We start from the raw sequence: 18,372 nt of genomic DNA on the forward strand, positions 1-18,372 counted from the left end.
CATATTATGACGTTAGTACTCTTACGCGTAAGAAATATCTAATAAATTATCATAGTCTAAGTGGCTACTTAGCGCCAGTCCCAGTGATGAGTAACGGTTATTAGATGCTAATAGATGCTATTCGTTATGACATTCGGATGGTTTTATATCAACAAAGCCACACTATCAGCCCCATAAAGCTGTCAAACGCTTTTGTTGATAGCGCAGACGTAATGTCAATAAAATAGAAGCTAGGAATAGTCCAGTAATTAATGCCATCCAAAATCCCTCTGGCCCAAGATCAGTGAAGCGCACCAAGTATATACCAAGCGGTAAAGCAACGATCCAATAACAAAATAGCGTGACCCACATCGGTATAGTGGTGTCTTGCATACCGCGTAATATGCCTGCAACATTCACTTGCCAGCCATCAAACAGCTGATAAGCCAGTGCAAAAATAAGTAAGTGCATGGCTTGGGCCCTGACGACTGGGTTGTCAGTGAAAGCCGCTGCCAATTGTGGTCTAAATAGCCAAACGCCGAGCATAGAAGTCAAAGCAATCATGACAGTCCATATTAGACCAGTGGCCTGCACCTGACGTAATGCCAAAAGGTTTTTTTCGCCAAAGCGATTGGATATCATGATGGTTAGCGCCATCGCGACCGATATAGGTATCATAAACAGCTGCGAGGTCACTGCTAATGCTACTTGATGCGATGCCGTTGCCAACTCACCTAGTGGACTGATAACGAGTGCCCCTAAGCTAAATAGGCTGGCTTCAAAAAAGATAGAGACGCCGATAGGAATACCAAGCTTAAGTAGCTTTTTGATTTGTGCACGATTGGGGCTGGCGAAACCATAAAAAAAGCGCGTAGTAGCAAATTGCTTACGCTTAGTAAAGCTGGTATAAGCACCAAGTAATAGGACATTTATCCATAGTACCATGGCCGTTGCGATCCCGCAGCCTGCGCCGCCAAGCTCAGGCATACCAAACAAACCATGAATAAAAATATAGTTCAGTGGTATATCTGCCAATAGCCCAATGATGCTGATAATAGTGACTGGCTCAGGCCGACCAAGCGCCTCGCAATAACTACGCAACACCGCATAGACTGCCAAGGCAGGGAAACCGAACGATACACCATGCAAGTACTGCGTCGCTATGGGCTGAATATTTTCAGGTACTCCCATTACCCCAAGGATGTTGGGGGCTAAATTGACAATGATAAAACCAAGAATACCAATGACACCAGCCGTCCATAAAGACTGCTGGGTAATATGTGGGACTTGGTCATGTTTGTTTTGACCGACTGCTTCACCAATGAGTGGCGTGGTAGCAATTAAAATACCAGTGGCTAATAAAAACAGAGGCAGCCAAATGCCAGAGCCAACGGCCACGGCGGCCAAATCAAGTGCAGAGACTTGACCGGCCATAATGGCATCAACAACACCAAGCGCTGCCTGACAAAATTGAGTAATCAAAATAGGTAGCGCGAGCACGCCTAAGCGTAAACTGTAGCTCTTGAAATCTCTAAAAGATAATGGGAAAGCCATAGTGAGCAACTTTTTATTCTTTACGGTAATTATTTTTGTTAAAAAATGGTATTGATGAGCAAATACTGCCGTTAATAAATGAATAGTAAGACAGTAATGTAGTATAGTCAAATGACTTCAAAAATGTTATAAAACAAATCAACTAAACGATTACCACTATAAATGACCATGACTTACTCCCTAGATTATCGCAAACAAGTCCTCAAAAGCTTAGATGAGGGCATGACTTTTGCCGAAGCTGCCGTTTTCTATGATATCAGTCCAACGACTATCCAGAAGTGGAAAAAACGTCTTCACAGCAAAACTACTCGAGATATCAAGCCCTACAAAATAGAAGATGAAGCCTTAGCTCAAGATGTCAAAGACCACCCTGACGATTATCACTATGAGCGGGCACAGCGTTTTAATTGTAGCCCAACAGGCATCAGTAAAGCCTTAAAGCGTATTGGTATTAGCAAAAAAAAAGACACTTGAGCATCCCAAAGCTTGCCCCCTAAAGAGAGCTAAGTATCTAAGAAAACTTAACGACTTCATCGCTCAAGGCTATCCCATTGTTTATATGGATGAGAGTGGCTTTGAGGCCGAGACTATTAGACTCTACGGCTATGCTGCCATCGGAACCCCTTGCATCGACCGCTATAACTGGCAAGGTAAAAAACGAACCAACGTCATTGGTGCTCTCTATGGCAAGATGCTGTTTGCGCTAGATTACTTCGAGAAGAACATCAATGGGGATATATTTTATGATTGGTGCAAGTACACGCTAATCCCAAACCTTAAGAGAAAATGTGTGATTGTCATGGATAATGCTAGCTTTCATAAGCGAGTCCAAAGACTACTCAACAGGCACGGTCACAGGCTTCTATTCTTACCGCCTTACAGTCCTGATCTAAATCCCATTGAAAAGAAATGGGCTCAAGTGAAGTTTCTACGTCAAGGTTGGATGGAAAACGACTTATCTAAATTATTTTATGATATTTGTCCAAGGCATAACTCTTTTATGGTGCAGTGACTATAGTGGTGCGACGATAATACTCTGATAAATAATATGAGCAAGTAGATTATGAATAAGGCTGTATAGTCTGCGCGTACAAATAAAATCGACGAGGCTAAAATAAAAATAACCCATCAATTCAAGCGATGAATTGACAGGTCATAAACAAATAAGATGGTAAAGAAACTAAGCGATGAAGTCAATATTTTGGAAGCGTTTATTAGGGCCTGTCCTCAGTTCAATCAATAGTTTTTACTTAAATATTTTTAACCATCTTTAGTCTCTAAATGGGCTGAAAACGGTTAAATAGAGTCTGTTTCATCTGGTATTAGCTCCAGCTCTTCTGCCATGTTCATAATGGTATTCCAGTGTTTGGGTTCTAGTGGAATGACGGTCAGCTGCTGACAGCCTTTTCTTAACAATAAGGAATCCTCAAGCGTAGGCAGAAACTTAAGCTCTGCTAGTGGGAGTATATCGGTAAAAGCTTGCTCGAAAGTGACATCTACCATGTACCAGCGCGGTTCGTCTTCGGTTGCGATAGGGTCATAGTGCCTATGCTCAGGATGGAATTGGGAGGGGTCAGGATGGCCTGCTTTGCTGACGGTCATGATACCAGCGACGCCAGAAGGCTTGGCGCTAGAATGATAAAAGATGACCTTATCACCGACCTTCATATCATCGCGCATAAAGTTACGCGCGCGATAATTGCGCACGCCATCCCAGCTGTCGGTTTTCAAGCGCTGTAAGTCATCAATACCAAAAAACTTGGGGTTGGATTTCATCAACCAGTAAGCCATCTTTTTATCCTATTAATTATCGTTAACCATGCACTTTTTTATGATAGGTCGTTTAACCTATAGTATATTTTATACTATCACTCTTAACTATTCTGCCTGTACGGAAGTGCCATTAACATGAGCGTTTGTTACTGGTTTTGTTATTAATCTAACTTTCTTTAACAAGGCCTTTTTTTTAATGAGCTTAGCCGTTATCCTAGCGCTACTTTCTGCTAATGACAGCAGTTACCTATTTATAGATAAATCCTTTTATGTTAAATATCAAACCTGCTCACTCATCCATTAGTTCTAGTGCTCTGAATCATTCTGTTGCGAATACCATAGTGGTAAACACTATTCCATTGGCGCTATATATCCATATTCCTTGGTGTGTCAAAAAATGCCCTTATTGTGATTTTAACTCGCATGAGCTGCCGATAGACAGTCAGTCATTGATGTATGACGAGTATGTCGATGCATTATTGTTAGATGCAAAGGTGCAGCAGACGTTGACTCAAGGGCGCAAAATCAGCTCGATATTTATCGGTGGTGGTACGCCATCGCTATTGCCGATTGCTCAGTATCAACGCTTATTCGCTGGGCTGCGGGCGTGTTTTGATTTTTCTGCTGACATAGAGGTTACTATGGAAGCCAATCCAGGTACGCTAGAGCATGCGCCTTTTGCGCAGTATTTGGATGTCGGTATCAATCGATTGTCGATTGGTGTGCAAAGCTTTGCGGCTGATAAGCTGAAAACGCTGGGACGTATACATGATCCTGCTCAGGCACTCGCAGCGATTCATGCGGCTCGCACAGCGGGGTTTGAGCGAGTCAATGTCGACTTGATGCATGGCTTACCGCAGCAAACGATGCATGAAGCACTAGACGATATTCAGATGGCACACGATGCAGGTGCAACGCATATTTCGTGGTATCAGCTGACGATTGAGCCCAATACCGTGTTTTATCGCAGTCAGCCCGTGTTGCCAGATGAGGATAACTTGGCAGATATTGAGCAGGCAGGGCAGGCGTTACTCCAAAAATTGGGTTATAACAATTATGAAGTATCTGCTTGGTCAGGCGCGTCCGATAAGCCATGCCGGCACAATGTCAATTATTGGCAATTTGGGGATTATCTCGCCATTGGTGCTGGGGCACATGGCAAGTTAACGGTTGCAGGTAAAGCGACAGAATTAAATGGAAATGAGTTGTTGCTAGATTCTGGCATTTATCGTTTTAGTAAGTCACGCTTGCCTAAAGACTATGTAAATTATCAGGACATAAGTCATCAAGACATGGACTACCAAGCTGACGCCGAGCAATCTACATTAAGCCAAAGTGCACCAAAGATGGTTGGTTGGCAAGTGATTGATAGTGATGAGTTGGTAAGTGAATTTATGCTGAATGCGCTACGTCTGCACGACGGGGTGATGTGGTCGCTTTTTGAGGCACGAACAGGATTGAGATATAGCGATATTGCGGAGCAGGTAGATAAATTGGTTGTTCAAGGTTTATTGGTCGACAGTGCCGAGCATTTGCAACCAACAAAATTGGGGCAGCGTTACCTCAATCAAATATTACGAGTGTTTTTGTAAGCTTGTTTGACGAAGATTTTTTAGTTTTGACGAAGCTTTCTTAGTATAGGTAATAAAAAAAGGCTTGCCAAATAAATGGCAAACCTTTTTAGCTTTAAATCTAAAACGCTAAGACTTAGATTTTTTGTTGTACGTCTTGTGCGCCGCCAGTTACAGCATCGCCAGCGCTTGACACGTCTTGGCCTAGACCTTTAAAAGTGTTGCAACCGGTCAATACGAACATAGCTGTTAAAGATGCAATGATTACTTTTTTCATAATAGTGTCCTCAAAAATAAATGGATTCTGGCGTGTTATACCAATAACGTTAAACGATTTGCGCGAACATTATTGGTTTGGTATAAGATAGCGCCACAATATACCGACATCGACATATCGTCTTGTTATCTAATACAGACATCATAGTGAAAGTTAAAAACGCTGCACAGTATCAAAATGTAATTATTGACAGTAAACTGTAACTTTTGATTACGGTGAGTCTAAAATCATCTACGGAAATATTATGACCATACACATCGTACTGGTAGCTCCAAAAATGCCGAGCAATACCGGTAATATTATTCGCCTATGTGCCAATACTGGTGCGCAGCTGCATTTAGTCAAACCTTTGGGGTTTGAGTTAGATGATAAAAAACTGCGCCGTGCAGGGTTGGACTATCATGAATACGCCCATTTGCAAGTCCATGATAATTGGGCAGCTGCAAAACAATCATTGCTAGCAGCGGACTGCGATATGATTACGGCAATGACTACCAAGCTTAGCAAGCCATTTTATGATTATGATTTTACAAGCTTAAAAGGGAATGCCAATGTGAGATCTAATGTTGCTCTGGTTTTCGGTTCTGAGACAGCAGGTCTGCCGGATTCAATTCGTGAAGATATCGGCAGCGGTAACTGGCTTAGGTTGCCCATGCTACCGGATTCACGCAGTTTGAACTTGTCTAATAGCGTGTCTATATGTCTGTATGAGGTGTGGCGGCAGCAAGGGTTTGAGGGCGATGAAGGGCGTAGCATCGGTTATGAGACCTTGACAGTATACGACCCAAAATAGCGGTTCATATTGAACCGACTATGTATTTATGGATTGAGAAAATTATAAGCAATTAGGGGGTTTTGGCAAACCAGCCAAGCGATTGACATGACGAGCAACCAAGCCTGTATTAAATAATTGCTGCAGCTTTTGATTGCTAATGTCACACTCAGGCAACGTTTTCTGTAGCCACTTGATAAGTGGTCGCGTCGCTGGTGGATGATTAAACTTGGTAAAAAAAGCCCGTACCTGTTGTAAGATTTGCAAATGCTCAGTCTCTAAATGTACCTCTAGGGTGTTGGCTAATTGCTGGGCAATATCAGCCGTCCAAATCGTATAATCACATAAGTGGCCGTCTTGATCCAGTTCAACATCGATTGTTGTCATAATTTTAATAGCGTTGTCGTTAATAGTGTTGTCGTTATTATTCATAAGGCGATGGTCACTACTTTATCAAATCCAGCATTACTAACGTTAGCATTTTGAGTCAGTTTGACCCATTCACTATCGGTTAAGATACAGCTTAACTTGGCCTCTAAGTTTAGCTTGGCTCTGGTATTGGTCGTGAGTTGAGCCACATCATCGGCTAGCGCATAAATACCCGTAATACCTTGTATCTCGCTATCACCTAAGTAGGCATCAAACCAGTCAATAAAAGCGACCGTGGTGCCAAGTAAGACGATACTGTCACCTTTGCACCATGTGCGCGACATCTCTTCGACACTGCGTCTGAGGGTGTCTATCTTACTGTGTAATTGATATAAGGTTGCCATAACGGTATCCATTTGCTTTGATAGTATTCATTGTTTTTTTTATTAAAAAGTCAGTATTTGCTCAAAGTCATTTGAGTTCACCACTTCTGGTATCAATGTTAGCTGCGAGGCCAAATCGGCTGGCAACATACCTGTGACCCAGCCACTAAACACATCGTCTGGTAACCAAGCCGCTGGCATATCATAGAGCTCAAGTGACTGAATCATGCCGTGCAAACGTGACTCATGCTGCATCAAAAAGCCAAAAACAGGCGCATCTAAATACAACTGTACTTCATGCCCAAAGGTTGCCAGCGTTAGTGCCAGTGCACAGCCTTCATAACTGACCATTTCAGTCGGGGTATGCAGCTGAATTAATAGTTTCATGGTATGTTCCTAATCTGATTGCTGGCTTAGAATGTTACTCGCTAATAAGTATTGTCTTGGCGTCATCAATTTTATAAAACCTGCATCAAAATTGTATTAAAACTGCACCAAGCGACAGTCCTCTTGCATCATCATTGCAAGCTCACTCAATCCTACCAATGTAAAACCTTGTGCCAGATTTTCAGTGTCTAGCTGATGTCGTTTGCTGTTATCGCTATCGCTAATACCGCGACTGAGTGCGGTACTGACGCAAACGGGCAGTGATAACTGATATTGCTCAGCGAGCGTTTGCCATTCTTTGGTCAAGTCGATTTGGTCTGCCGACTGCCAGCGTAAACGATTGGCAGTATGCGCTGCGTCTGCATAAAAAAAGACGTTTAAAGGGCTGCGTCTGCCCACCTCTTCTTGGTTTGAGCTGCTCTGAAGATAAGCGCGTGCATAACGTAGCGCTAGTTGAGCAAGCGGGTGACTAGGATCAGCGGTGATTAGAAGTAATGGGGTAGAGGCCGTGGTTGTAGGCGTGGTCATAACGGTAGCATCGCAATTTATAGGTGGTTGTTGATTGATAGGTAGTGACTAAAAAGTCTTTAATAAACCGACCTTGAACGGTTCATGGTCAACCGTTCAAGTCTAAAAGCCAGATTCAATTTATTTTTCTAAATCGCCAGTTTTGATCATTTGCTTACCGATGTTTTCACCGGTAAAGAGACCAATAAAGGCGGAAGGAATGTTTTCAAATCCTTCGATAAGGTTTTCTTTGTATTTCAGTTGCCCAGCATTATACCATTCTGCGATTTGCTTTTTGGCGGCATCGAACTCATCTGCGAAATCGTAGACAACAAACCCTTCCATACGGGCGCTTTTCTTGATTAAGGTTTGCATGGGTCTTGGACCTTGTGGCGGATTGTCTGCGTTGTATTCTGCAATTTGTCCACAAATAGCGACACGGCCGTGTTTGTTAATATTGGCAAAAACCGCATCGAACAATTCTCCGCCGACATTATCAAAAAACACATCAACACCATCGGGACAGGCTTCTTTGATCGCCACTTCCATGTCGTCAGTTTGATGATAGTTGATGCCTTTATCCAAGCCTAAGTCATCTTCTAAGAACGCAATTTTTTGGGCAGAGCCTGCAATACCGATAACTTTACAGCCTTTTATCTTAGCGATCTGCGCAGCAATACTGCCTACTGAGCCTGCTGCACCAGAGACAACGACTGTTTCCTCTTTTTTTGGCTGACCAATAGTTAGCATACCAAAATAGGCGGAGAGGCCGGGAATACCAAGCATACTGACAGCGGTGGAAATAGGTGCAAGCGTCGGGTCTACTTTTTCAATGTCTGCAATTTTAACGGTTTGATATTTTTGCCATGCAAAGCGCCCATGCACAATATCACCTACTGCAAAATCATCATCATTGCTTTCAATGATCTGTGCAACCGTTCGACTGGTAATCGGCTTGTTTAACTGAAATTTATTGCCAGCAGCATCGTCATCGCCTTTATTCATAAAGCCGCGCATACCAGGATCGACAGAGACGTAAATACTTTTTATTAAGACCTCGCTCGCTTTGAGCTGAGGCATATCAATGTCATTAATTTTAAAGGTGTTTTCTGTTGGCAAACCTGAAGGGTGTTCAGCCAATACAATTTCCTGGTTTTGTTGTTTTAAATTTGAATGATTCATTTTATTATCCTGATTTTTATAGTTTGTTTTTTATAATTTGACACTTTCATTATTATTCATCACGGCTGGTGGCCTAAGGTTATGGCTGTTCGTGCTAAAGTTATTCATGCTACCATAAAGCCGCTAGAATCAAATAGTGTCCGTGTTGTTAAACGTTGCTGAACACTCAGATATTGAGTAAGCTTATTTGATGCTGTGATTGGCTCGGCAGAAAAAATCTAGACTTAGGTTCTAGATTTACGTCGTCTTATTATTCTATGTAAGGAGTTCATTCCTCTATGTTATCTGCTATGTCTTTACGTGCGACTCATGGGACAGATTATCAGCCTACGGCAGATCAGTTGCAAGTATTGCAGACGGCGAGTGAATTTGCCTATCAAATTTGGGAAAGTCGGACCATTTCATGCCAGACTTTTTTGCGCAGTTACCCATTAGACCAAACCCTAACACGTCAGCAAATTGATGATTTAATCCAAGACTATACCTTGGATGATAATTACCAACTCGCCGCTGAAATGAAGGTGATGAGTGGTTTGCGCCATTTGCGTACGCTGCTGATGATGCGCTGGATATGGCAAGATGCATTACAAATGATTACGCTTGAGCAGTTAACCGATGAGCTGTCTGAGTTTGCAGATGGTTGTATCTCTTTTGCCAAAGAGTATACCTATCAGCATCTTATCAAACAGTATGGCGAACCGACGTTTATTAATGCTAAAGGCAATGTACAAATTGACGATATGGCGATTATGGCCATGGGCAAACTTGGCGCTCATGAGCTAAATTTATCCAGTGATATCGATCTTATCTTTGTCCATCAGGCACGTGGTGAGACCAATGGCGATAAAGCCAAAGGCACCCGCTGCATAGATAACAAGCGTTTTATGACTCGGCTGGGTCAAGGTATTATTAAGTTGCTTGATAACAAGACCGCTGATGGTTTTGTGTTTCGAGTGGATATGCGTCTGCGTCCGTGGGGTGACGGTAGCGACTTGGCCATCCATTTATCGGCATTACAGAAGTATTTTTCGCAGCATGGCCGTGCATGGGAGCGTTTTGCTTGGCTAAAAGCTCGAGTGGTTGGGCAGATAGAGCAGCCGTTCTATGATGAGTTGCAGGTGCTTATTAAACCATTTGTCTTTCGTTATTATGTTGATTACAGTGCTTTTTCAGCACTCAGAGAAATGAAGTCGCTTATCCAAAACCAAGTGGTACAGCGTGAAGATTTGGATAATATTAAGCTTGGTGCTGGTGGTATCAGGGATATTGAGTTTATTGTGCAAGCATTCCAGTTGATTTATGGTGGGCGGCATCCTCAACTACAGGTTAAATCGTGCTTACAGGCAATGCAGGCATTACATAAGCTTGGGTATATAGAGACCGTCACCTATGAGCAGCTGCAAGTGGCTTATCGTTTTCTACGCCGATTGGAGCATGGTATTCAAGCCATCAATGACCAGCAGACTCAGCGCTTACCACATGATTTACAGTGGCAGCGCAATTTAGCGATAACACTTGGGTTTGATAACTGGCAAGCATTGCTAAGCACGCTTAATCATCATCGCGACAATGTCAATGTTCCGTTTGAGCGTATGGTCACCGAGCGCCAGATACCTGACCAAGACGATATGAATCTTGAGCCAGAACACCTCGATGAGCAGATTGCGCGGTTGAATGAAGTACTCACCCCAGAAAATCGCGAGCTATTGCAGGGTTTTTGGCAATCAAAGATGGTTGCCAACTTAAGTGACGAAGCAAGAGAGCGTTTGGACGATGCTTATCCTGTCATTATCCATGCATTACTCGCTCATCAAGAGCAGCAGCAACTGGCTAATACCGCCTTACCGCGTCTCATTGCTTTGCTCGAAGCGATTTGTCGCCGTTCTATCTATTTGGTCATGATTGCTGAGAACCCCAACGCAACGATTGAGCTGATTCCGATGCTGTCGGCCAGTCCTTGGATTGCAAAAGAGTTGGCACATTATCCGGTGCTTTTAGATACTTTTTTACAGCAACGCTATCGTCATTTGCCAGATAAGCCTGAGCTTCGTGATATTTTGCGCCAACAACTTTTGCGGGTTGAGCCCAATGATGAAGAAGAGTTGCTCAGCGTATTAAGACTATTCAAAAAGAACCAAGTATTGGCGGTCGCTGCCAGTGATGTATTGGCTGAGCGTCCAATTATGAAGGTGTCGGACTCATTAACCTATATCGCTGCTGTGGTATTAGAAGCGGCACTAGAGCGTGCTTTTGCAGAAATCGTCAAACGCTACGGTTACCCCATTGGTCAAGATGGTGACCCAGTGACTGAGGCTGATTGCGGCTTTGCCATCATTGGCTACGGCAAGCTTGGTGGGTTAGAGTTGTCGTATTCATCCGATTTAGATTTGGTGTTTTTACACAAGATAAAAGAGCAGGGCATGACTACTGGCGAAAAATCAGTCAGTGGGATGAAATTTGCTGCGCGTTTGGTACAAAAGCTGATGAATTACCTCAATACTCAAACTCGAGATGGCCGCGTTTATGAGATTGACATGCGTCTGCGCCCCTCGGGTAACGCTGGCATGATGGTAGTATCTTGCCATGCTTTTGAAACCTATCAAATGGACAAAGCATGGTCGTGGGAGCATCAAGCATTGGTGCGGGGACGGGCGATTTGTGGCGACAAACGTGTGACAGCACGTTTTTGTGATATCCGACGAGAGGTACTGGCCCTACCGCGCACGATAGAACAAGTGCGTAGTGAAGTCACCAGTATGCGTATTAAGATGCAAAAACATCTAGGCACCAGTCAGTGGCAACAACAAGCGGGCAAGTTTCATCTTAAACAAGACGCAGGCGGCATAATTGATATTGAGTTTTTAGCACAATTTGCGGTGCTGGCTTATTCGCACGAATATCCAAGTTTGACTAAGTGGAGTGACAACGTCCGTATTTTTGAAGAAGTTGCGTTACTAGGAATTTGGGACGCGCAAGTTTGTCAGGATTTGACCGATGCTTATCTAAGAATACGTGCTGCCACTCACCAGCTGGCATTGTCAGAGCAGTCATTGTTAGTCGATGAATCGCTATGGAAGGAGACGCGAACATTGGTACAAGATCAATGGCAACATTTGATGGGCGTCGACTCAATAGAAGAAGAATAGGCACCACTATAAACAAAAATCATTTAACCACAAACCAAAAGGTTGCATTTGTCAGCATTGCCAGTGATATAATCGCTTGCTCATGGTAATACTGTCGTCAGTCATTAATAATAAAGCGGTATTTTAGCAGTAAAAATTGACGCTGCGGTGTTATCATATGATGTTGATAAATACGACTAAATACAACCTCTAGTCGAAGCAGTTTAAGGTGGGTACAAGGTAACCGAGCGTAAATATTACATTGCACGAGGTTAATATTGTGGCCATTTTCAAGTGCGTTGACTATACCTAAAAAAGTTAGCCGTTAGTGCTAGCATAAGGATTATAAAATGAACATGGCAACACAAGATGGTAAGCTTTGGATGAATGGCACGATGATTGAACAGCCAGATGCCAAAGTCCATGTACTGACGCATAGCTTACATTATGGTATGGCGGTGTTTGAAGGCGTTCGTGCTTACCAAACGGCTGACAATCGCACAGCAATTTTTCGTCTAAAAGAGCACACTGAGCGCCTATTGGGTTCAGCAAAAATCTTTCAGATGGACGTGCCGTTTGATGCAGCAACGCTTGAGCAAGCGCACAAAGACGTGGTCAAGCAAAACAACTTCGCAGAAGCCTATATTCGTCCACTGATTTGGGTGGGTGCAGAAAAACTAGGCCTGTCATCACGTGACAATAGCATCAATGCGATGGTTGCGGCTTGGCATTGGGGCGCGTACCTTGGTGAAGAAGGTATCAAAAATGGTATCCGTGTCAAAACCTCTTCATTTACCCACCATATGACCAATGTAACTATGTGTAAGGCAAAAGCCTCAAGCAACTATCCAGTCTCTATCATGGCCAATCAAGAAGTCACGCGTAATGGTTATGACGAAGCCATCTTGATGGACCCACAAGGCTATGTCTGCCAAGGTGCTGGCGAGAACTTGTTTTTAGTAAAAGATGGCGTGTTACATACTCCTGATTTAGGTGGCGGTGCATTAGATGGTATCACGCGTCGTACTATCATCGAATTTGCGGATGACTTGGGTATCAAGGTTGTTGAGCGCCGCATCACTCGTGATGAGTTTTACTTAGCAGATGAAATCTTTATGACGGGCACCGCGGCTGAGGTGACACCTATTCGTGAATATGATGATCGGGTTATCGGTAACGGTAGTCGTGGACCCTTGACTGAAAAATTGCAAACCTTATACTTTGATGTGGTCCATGGTCGCAATGAGCAGTATATGGATTGGTTAAGCTTTATTGATTAATTTTTAAAGCTGCATTTTATTTTTAAAATTATATCGTACAAATAAAAAAGCTAAGACTGTTTCAGTCTTAGCTTTTTTCTCTTTATCATTGCGTCACTTTTATTATGACTTTGATAATTATTAAAGGTTCAAGAGGTTAATGTTATATCTGACCAGCGCATCAATTTTACTTCATACTGAGCTAATAACTCTGCAAACTCGTCACTGATTAACCACTTATACTCAATCTCACGAGCCGCTTTGATGTCATCCTGCCAGCTATTACTTCTACTTTCAGGAACAGCAGGATGACACATAATCAGTGTAGGTGATACGTTAGCTGTATGACAGGGTGCAGCTTGCAGCCACTTTTTCCATAACATTGCTAATTGCTGACGATCAGCATCAAAACCATAAACCCCACCAAATTTATCATTGGTTAGAATTTGATGATGCTGACAAGATCTTCGCCAAGCATAACCACCTAGTATATAAATGATCCAAGACTTTACGTCATTGATAAGCGGTGTAGTAACGCGTGCGCTCAGCATGCCTTTTGCTATCTCATCACTATAGCGGTTAGTGAGCTCTTTAATCAAACCCTCACGAATAACAGGAAACTGATGAATATGTTGATGTCCGTCAATAAATACAGGCGCACGATTAAAGCGTTCTTCAAATCCATCTAATTGCTGTTTAATAACATCGCTTACTTGCATGGGATTCAAACGACGCAAGTAGCTTGCGATAATGATTGATTTCAATGAACCACGCAGAGCGGAAGCAAATATACCCGTCAGATCTAAATGCAAGCCAATATCGACATTGAGTTGGTTCAGACGATTGATGTTGCTATCCGTAATTGTACCGCCAACCATATAGCTGCTGGCACCAATACGCCCAAGTTCGGCAAGATGAATGACCGCATCGTTGACGGCAGTAGACAGTCCTAAATCATCAACGTTAATAATCACAGGGCGGGCAGTGTTAGAGAGCGAAGCAGCTTGCTTTTGATAATGAGGATGGCTCATGATTTAAACGCCCAAAACTTGCCCAAGGCAAAGGTCATAACGGTAATAACGCCCGTGACCAGCAGCCATATCAGCATATAATACTGCTCGCCAAACCAACGTAGCCCTAAAACGAATAAGCCTTGATTGGCAATAAATCCTGCTGCGGAACTGCTAAACCATTTTCCTAAAGCAGGAAGATGCCTTTTTTTATGAATATGATTATTGTTTGGCCGAATACTCTTATCTGAATACTCTGATTGTTTAAAGGTAAAATAAAAATGCCCGAAAAAGCTGACGATAAAAGCAATTAAAAAAGCGCCTACGTTGGCCCATGCTGGCGTGGCAGTCGTGAGATTGACGATACTGACCAGTACTAAAAAATGAACCAAAGCCGCACTGGCACCAACGGCTAAAAACCAAAGGGCTTGCATAGCATTCGATTGCGTTTCTGCTGTGTTATTCATCAGCTGGTTTGTCCATTGCACTTTTGGCCGTCGCCTGTAGGTAATTATTAGCGTATTGATGAGTAGTATGCGCAGACTTGCTATTGATGACTTCATCGATTAAATACAGTGGTCGCTGCTTAACCTCTTCATAGAGTCTACCGACATATTCGCCAATTACGCCAATACAAACCAGTTGTATACCAGTAGAAAACATAATTCCTGCGGCAACCGTTGCCCAGCCTGCGACATCGCTACCAAATATTAGGGTATCTATCACGATATATAAGCCGTATAAAAAAGCCAATGCAGAGACTGCAAAACCTATGCGGGAAATCAGCCGCAGTGGTCGCTGAGAAAAGGAGGTAATACCTACAAGTGCCAATTCAAACAAGCTGCCATAGTTAAATTTACTTTCACCAGTATCGCGATTGGCAGCGGTAAAGGGCAAGTAAACAGTATTAAAGCCAACCCAAGCATACAAGCCTTTCATAAAGCGTTGGCGCTCGGGTAATGAGCGTAAAGCATTTAGCACCTTGCGATTCATCACCCGAAAATCACCGGCATTAGGACGAATCTCATAACGCTGACTGTCCTGGATAAAATGATAAAAACTGCCTTTTAAAGTTTTTGCGAGCCGGCTTTCATGCGGGCGATTGGCTTGAATACCCGCGACCATATCAATATCCGTTTGCTCAATCATCGTTAGCATTTGTGCTAATACTGGTAAAGGATGCTGTCCATCTGAATCAATCATAGCAACTATCTCGCCTCGCGCGGCTGCTAGACCAGCACTGAGTGCCGGCTCTTTACCAAAATTACGCGATAAACGTATGAGCTCTAAGTCGGTATTTGCTGGACGAGTAGGCATTAACTGTGTGACTACCTCGACTAAGTTATCGCGGCTGCCATCATCAACAATAATAATCTCACAGCTCGCTATTCTTGATGTTGAGCCCTCTATATTTTGCTCGGCCGATGCTATCTCTACTGGCACGCGTAGTGTCTGCGTAAAGGCGAAGACTTCTGGCAAAAAGGATTGTAAGGCTTCAGCATCATTATACGCAGGCATAATAATCGACAAATAAGGGCGAGATTGTGACAACTGATCTAGCATAAACACTCAATTATTTTATTCATATAAATGGCTATTTACCAGCCACTGAAAAATAAGGCTTTATTTTTAATCCTGAAAGCAGCGACTTGGAACATAAGCCACCCAGTTTATCAATAACGGCTTTTCTATCTTGCCGTCACGCCAATCAATCTGCCATTGACCCTGCTGCTTAATTAAGGCATTAGCGTTGTTATGGCTATTGTCTACTTCAGTAGTGGCAATAGCATCAACATCATCAAGCAACGGCAGGACGATATCTTCTTCGCCCTCTTGCCACATGACCAACGTGCCATTTTCTTGTAGGCGCTGGGTGTTCATCCAGGGCGAGTGGCTGGCAGGACCGGATATCATTTGTGAGGGAAAGCCGCTATTCATCGCGACTAATGCGCCAAGCCAGCGATCACCTGAAACGCTATCAAGTGTACAGCTACTCAACGATTGCCAAGTAGTCTGTGCTTGAACTGTCAATACCTGCTCCGGCCACTGCATACGAGAAGGCTTATGACGAATCTTGTCGCCGAAGCCCACATATACTACCATTAGTACGGTAACAAGGGACAACCAAATAGTCAGTGCTTTTCTTAGCTTGATGGCGGTTAATAATTGAGTGGCAGGTGCTATCAAGGAGGCAGCGAGCAACCCTGACAGTGCCCACATTGGCATACCCCACATATCACGCAAGCCCACCCCAAATACCAAGCTTAAAACAACCAATACTGCGATTGGCGATAACCACATATACCAAAGTAATGCTGCGTTCTGCGGCAAGCTGTGCTTGTAGTCATCAGTCTTTAATAAACGCTTGCGATTAACAGCAAGCATAATGAGTAACGGAATATGAGCAACAAGCTGAGCAATGACAAATCCTATCCAGCTAAAATGCCGCTTGATGTTATACGCCCCCGCAGCAACCTCTTGCGAGCGTCCACTGGCATAACTAAGTGGCAACCAATCGTGCGTTGCTAACCAATATAAATGCGGTGCGAAGATAACCAACATGACAAAAGCCGCTATCCACGGTTTCGGTTGTTTTAATAATGGCCACTGTCTTGGCAGTACTAAATAGAATGCCATCGGTATTAATAAAAATATCACCGTGTACTTAGTCAACATCCCAAGTCCACCGAGCACACCCAGTAATATCCAATCTCTGAGACGGTTTTGAGTCAAAGATTGATAAAACGCTAAGTACAACCCTGCCCAAATGGGAAATTGAGCGACATTGTGATTAAACTCAAGGCTAGGGTAAGTGTAGTACAGAACCGCTAAAGTTAACGCACTACCAATTAGAGCGGTGGTCGGTGACCAAAGCTTCTTACCTAAGTGATAAATTAGGACTAAGGTCAGTAAGACAGATAATTGGCTGAGTAAATAAGGGCCGACATGACCAAATAGCTGATAAAAACTGTATAATACCCATGACGATAGTGGAGGATGTTTATAGTAGCCCCACTGCCATTCGCTGCCCCAGTTGATACCTTCGCTAACATCAAAGGGCACACTACTAGCGAGAAAGCTTGGTATGATGGACCAAATCAAAAAGTAAGCCATTAAAAATAACCCAAACCAGCGCCAAGATTTGGATTTTGCATGCGGCTGTTCAGACTTGTTATCTAAGCCAGTATTTATAGGCTGAGCATAAGAGGACGATTGTTCAGTGGGTGTCATAATACGAGCCTTATAATAATACAATCAACTTAAAATGAGTCTAGCCTAGAAGTTTTTCCGTATTATAGAGATTATTAATAGATAGGCATAGCCGAACACGATTTTTTATCAATCGTCTTATGAGTTTGTAATCATTAAACAGCATTAACATATGGTAATTTTTATTGTATTTATTAGGATTTAATTATGAGTGATGAAGTTATTAAGGTTTTTGTGGGCTGTGATCCTAACAACTGTGATCTAGAGCAGATGATGGTGCTCGATTACAGCATCCATAAGCACACAAGTTTACCTGTTGAGATTGTTTGGATGCAGCTATCACGCAATCCAGATAGTTATTGGTATTCTAACCCTGAAACAGGTGAAGGTTGGAATACGGTGAAATGGGCAACGCCTTTTTCAGGATTTCGCTGGGCGATTCCTGAGTATTGTGGCTATCAAGGACGCGCCATCTATATGGATACCGATATGATCGTATTAGATGACCTCGCATCATTATGGCAGCATCCTATTGAAGGGCAAGCGATTGTTGCTGCCAAATCTCACAGCGATATGACGCGATTATGTACCTGTCTATGGGATTGTCAAAAAGCAAAAACAGTTATTCCGAACATAGAAAAATTGAGAAAAGATGCCAGTAGTCATCGGAAACTCATGAAAGTCATCAAAAAAAATCCTCAGCTGATTGAGCCTTATCAAGACAGTTACAATTGTGTTGATGGCGAAAATTTAGCAATCGAAGACATGAAGATCTTGCATTATTCAGACATGGGTAGCCAATTTAGCCACCAATATTCGCTACCTCGCCTAAAAAAAGAAGGTTTAAAACACTGGTTTGATGGCGATATCCAAACACATCCAAGAGCAGACTTGGTACAATTATTTGACACCTACTACCATGAAGCGTTAAACAACGGTTATCAGCTAGATGATTATCGGGTGGTGTTCTAAAAAGTATGCTGGCATCAGACGTAGCCATAATTGATGTAAAAG

18 protein-coding genes and 1 pseudogene are annotated in these 18,372 nt (G+C 43.0%); 7 read left to right on the top strand and 12 right to left on the bottom strand.

Annotated elements, in window-relative coordinates; translation table 11 throughout:
- Positions 1–165: 165 nt before the first annotated feature.
- The gene (locus tag EI162_RS04325) at positions 166–1,533 is read right to left on the bottom strand and encodes an MATE family efflux transporter (protein ID WP_192523202.1); all 1,368 of its coding nucleotides are present in this window, start codon (positions 1,531–1,533) and stop codon (positions 166–168) included.
- A gap of 162 nt (positions 1,534–1,695) precedes the next feature.
- On the opposite strand from EI162_RS04325, the gene EI162_RS04330 reads away from it, so the two are divergent.
- Entirely contained in the window at positions 1,696–2,007 is a 312-nt protein-coding gene (locus EI162_RS04330) for an IS630 transposase-related protein (RefSeq protein ID WP_318779287.1), read from the top strand.
- On the top strand, positions 1,979–2,545 hold the full coding sequence (locus EI162_RS04335) for an IS630 family transposase (protein WP_192523203.1): 567 nt from the start codon (positions 1,979–1,981) through the stop codon (positions 2,543–2,545). Before EI162_RS04330 ends, EI162_RS04335 begins: the two co-directional genes overlap by 29 nt.
- Positions 2,546–2,829: 284 nt before the next feature.
- Here EI162_RS04335 and EI162_RS04340 read toward each other — a convergent pair whose 3' ends face one another.
- Complete coding sequence (locus EI162_RS04340) at positions 2,830–3,324, bottom strand: EVE domain-containing protein (RefSeq protein WP_192523204.1); 495 nt, start codon at positions 3,322–3,324, stop codon at positions 2,830–2,832.
- Between the two features lie 251 nt (positions 3,325–3,575).
- Here EI162_RS04340 and hemW point away from each other — a divergent pair, with 251 nt between their 5' ends.
- Entirely contained in the window at positions 3,576–4,898 is a 1,323-nt protein-coding gene (gene hemW / locus EI162_RS04345) for a radical SAM family heme chaperone HemW (protein WP_192523205.1), read from the top strand.
- A gap of 115 nt (positions 4,899–5,013) precedes the next feature.
- On the opposite strand, the gene EI162_RS04350 is transcribed toward hemW, so the two are convergent.
- Positions 5,014–5,154 (bottom strand): entericidin A/B family lipoprotein, encoded by a 141-nt coding sequence (locus EI162_RS04350; RefSeq protein WP_192523206.1) that lies wholly within the window; start codon positions 5,152–5,154, stop codon positions 5,014–5,016.
- Positions 5,155–5,398: 244 nt separating this feature from the next.
- Here EI162_RS04350 and EI162_RS04355 point away from each other — a divergent pair, with 244 nt between their 5' ends.
- Positions 5,399–5,947 (top strand): tRNA (cytidine(34)-2'-O)-methyltransferase, encoded by a 549-nt coding sequence (locus tag EI162_RS04355; protein WP_192523207.1) that lies wholly within the window; start codon positions 5,399–5,401, stop codon positions 5,945–5,947.
- 42 nt (positions 5,948–5,989) lie between these two features.
- Here the strand turns inward: EI162_RS04355 and EI162_RS04360 are convergent, their stop codons facing one another.
- The 5 genes from EI162_RS04360 to EI162_RS04380 all read right to left on the bottom strand — a co-directional run bounded on the left by EI162_RS04360 (position 5,990) and on the right by EI162_RS04380 (position 8,754).
- Positions 5,990–6,313 carry a TusE/DsrC/DsvC family sulfur relay protein gene (locus EI162_RS04360; RefSeq protein ID WP_192523219.1) on the bottom strand — a complete coding sequence of 108 codons (324 nt, stop codon included), beginning with the start codon at positions 6,311–6,313 and terminating at the stop codon, positions 5,990–5,992.
- Between the two features lie 41 nt (positions 6,314–6,354).
- Positions 6,355–6,699: a hypothetical protein gene (locus EI162_RS04365; protein ID WP_192523208.1), complete on the bottom strand. Its 345-nt coding sequence runs from the start codon at positions 6,697–6,699 to the stop codon at positions 6,355–6,357.
- Positions 6,700–6,741: 42 nt separating this feature from the next.
- Entirely contained in the window at positions 6,742–7,065 is a 324-nt protein-coding gene (locus EI162_RS04370) for a hypothetical protein (RefSeq protein ID WP_192523209.1), read from the bottom strand.
- Between the two features lie 96 nt (positions 7,066–7,161).
- Positions 7,162–7,593, bottom strand: a complete 432-nt coding sequence (gene tusD, locus EI162_RS04375) for a sulfurtransferase complex subunit TusD (protein WP_192523210.1) — start codon at positions 7,591–7,593, stop codon at positions 7,162–7,164.
- 120 nt (positions 7,594–7,713) lie between these two features.
- Positions 7,714–8,754, bottom strand: coding sequence for an NADP-dependent oxidoreductase (locus tag EI162_RS04380; RefSeq protein ID WP_192523211.1), 1,041 nt, complete (start codon positions 8,752–8,754; stop codon positions 7,714–7,716).
- A gap of 278 nt (positions 8,755–9,032) precedes the next feature.
- Here EI162_RS04380 and glnE point away from each other — a divergent pair, with 278 nt between their 5' ends.
- Positions 9,033–11,900 (top strand): bifunctional [glutamate--ammonia ligase]-adenylyl-L-tyrosine phosphorylase/[glutamate--ammonia-ligase] adenylyltransferase, encoded by a 2,868-nt coding sequence (gene glnE, locus EI162_RS04385; protein WP_192523212.1) that lies wholly within the window; start codon positions 9,033–9,035, stop codon positions 11,898–11,900.
- Positions 11,901–12,229: 329 nt separating this feature from the next.
- On the top strand, positions 12,230–13,159 hold the full coding sequence (locus tag EI162_RS04390; RefSeq protein WP_192523213.1) for a branched-chain amino acid transaminase: 930 nt from the start codon (positions 12,230–12,232) through the stop codon (positions 13,157–13,159).
- A 128-nt stretch (positions 13,160–13,287) separates the two neighbouring features.
- Here the strand turns inward: EI162_RS04390 and EI162_RS04395 are convergent, their stop codons facing one another.
- The 4 genes from EI162_RS04395 to EI162_RS04410 form a co-directional block, all read right to left on the bottom strand.
- Entirely contained in the window at positions 13,288–14,169 is an 882-nt protein-coding gene (locus tag EI162_RS04395; RefSeq protein WP_192523214.1) for a ChbG/HpnK family deacetylase, read from the bottom strand.
- The gene (locus EI162_RS04400) at positions 14,166–14,615 is read right to left on the bottom strand and encodes a GtrA family protein (protein WP_192523215.1); all 450 of its coding nucleotides are present in this window, start codon (positions 14,613–14,615) and stop codon (positions 14,166–14,168) included. Before EI162_RS04400 ends, EI162_RS04395 begins: the two co-directional genes overlap by 4 nt.
- Complete coding sequence (locus EI162_RS04405; protein WP_192523216.1) at positions 14,608–15,711, bottom strand: glycosyltransferase family 2 protein; 1,104 nt, start codon at positions 15,709–15,711, stop codon at positions 14,608–14,610. Before EI162_RS04405 ends, EI162_RS04400 begins: the two co-directional genes overlap by 8 nt.
- A 66-nt stretch (positions 15,712–15,777) precedes the next feature.
- Positions 15,778–17,379: a glycosyltransferase family 39 protein gene (locus EI162_RS04410; RefSeq protein WP_192523217.1), complete on the bottom strand. Its 1,602-nt coding sequence runs from the start codon at positions 17,377–17,379 to the stop codon at positions 15,778–15,780.
- Between the two features lie 186 nt (positions 17,380–17,565).
- Between EI162_RS04410 and EI162_RS04415 the strand changes: the two are divergent.
- Positions 17,566–18,321 (top strand): annotated as a pseudogene (locus EI162_RS04415) (glycosyltransferase); the annotation flags it as partial.
- Positions 18,322–18,372 lie beyond the last annotated feature (51 nt).

Origin of the sequence: Psychrobacter sp. FME6 (assembly GCF_014861365.1) — a bacterium.
Taxonomy (GTDB): domain Bacteria; phylum Pseudomonadota; class Gammaproteobacteria; order Pseudomonadales; family Moraxellaceae; genus Psychrobacter.

Coding starts and splice junctions, on each gene's coding strand:
- EI162_RS04325 (WP_192523202.1), bottom strand. CDS start 1,533: ATGGCTTTCCCATTATCTTTTAGAGATTTCAAGAGCTACAGTTTACGC.
- EI162_RS04330 (WP_318779287.1), top strand. CDS start 1,696: ATGACCATGACTTACTCCCTAGATTATCGCAAACAAGTCCTCAAAAGC.
- EI162_RS04340 (WP_192523204.1), bottom strand. CDS start 3,324: ATGGCTTACTGGTTGATGAAATCCAACCCCAAGTTTTTTGGTATTGAT.
- hemW (WP_192523205.1), top strand. CDS start 3,576: ATGTTAAATATCAAACCTGCTCACTCATCCATTAGTTCTAGTGCTCTG.
- EI162_RS04350 (WP_192523206.1), bottom strand. CDS start 5,154: ATGAAAAAAGTAATCATTGCATCTTTAACAGCTATGTTCGTATTGACC.
- EI162_RS04355 (WP_192523207.1), top strand. CDS start 5,399: ATGACCATACACATCGTACTGGTAGCTCCAAAAATGCCGAGCAATACC.
- EI162_RS04360 (WP_192523219.1), bottom strand. CDS start 6,313: ATGACAACAATCGATGTTGAACTGGATCAAGACGGCCACTTATGTGAT.
- EI162_RS04365 (WP_192523208.1), bottom strand. CDS start 6,699: ATGGCAACCTTATATCAATTACACAGTAAGATAGACACCCTCAGACGC.
- EI162_RS04370 (WP_192523209.1), bottom strand. CDS start 7,065: ATGAAACTATTAATTCAGCTGCATACCCCGACTGAAATGGTCAGTTAT.
- tusD (WP_192523210.1), bottom strand. CDS start 7,593: ATGACCACGCCTACAACCACGGCCTCTACCCCATTACTTCTAATCACC.
- EI162_RS04380 (WP_192523211.1), bottom strand. CDS start 8,754: ATGAATCATTCAAATTTAAAACAACAAAACCAGGAAATTGTATTGGCT.
- glnE (WP_192523212.1), top strand. CDS start 9,033: ATGTTATCTGCTATGTCTTTACGTGCGACTCATGGGACAGATTATCAG.
- EI162_RS04390 (WP_192523213.1), top strand. CDS start 12,230: ATGAACATGGCAACACAAGATGGTAAGCTTTGGATGAATGGCACGATG.
- EI162_RS04395 (WP_192523214.1), bottom strand. CDS start 14,169: ATGAGCCATCCTCATTATCAAAAGCAAGCTGCTTCGCTCTCTAACACT.
- EI162_RS04400 (WP_192523215.1), bottom strand. CDS start 14,615: ATGAATAACACAGCAGAAACGCAATCGAATGCTATGCAAGCCCTTTGG.
- EI162_RS04405 (WP_192523216.1), bottom strand. CDS start 15,711: ATGCTAGATCAGTTGTCACAATCTCGCCCTTATTTGTCGATTATTATG.
- EI162_RS04410 (WP_192523217.1), bottom strand. CDS start 17,379: ATGACACCCACTGAACAATCGTCCTCTTATGCTCAGCCTATAAATACT.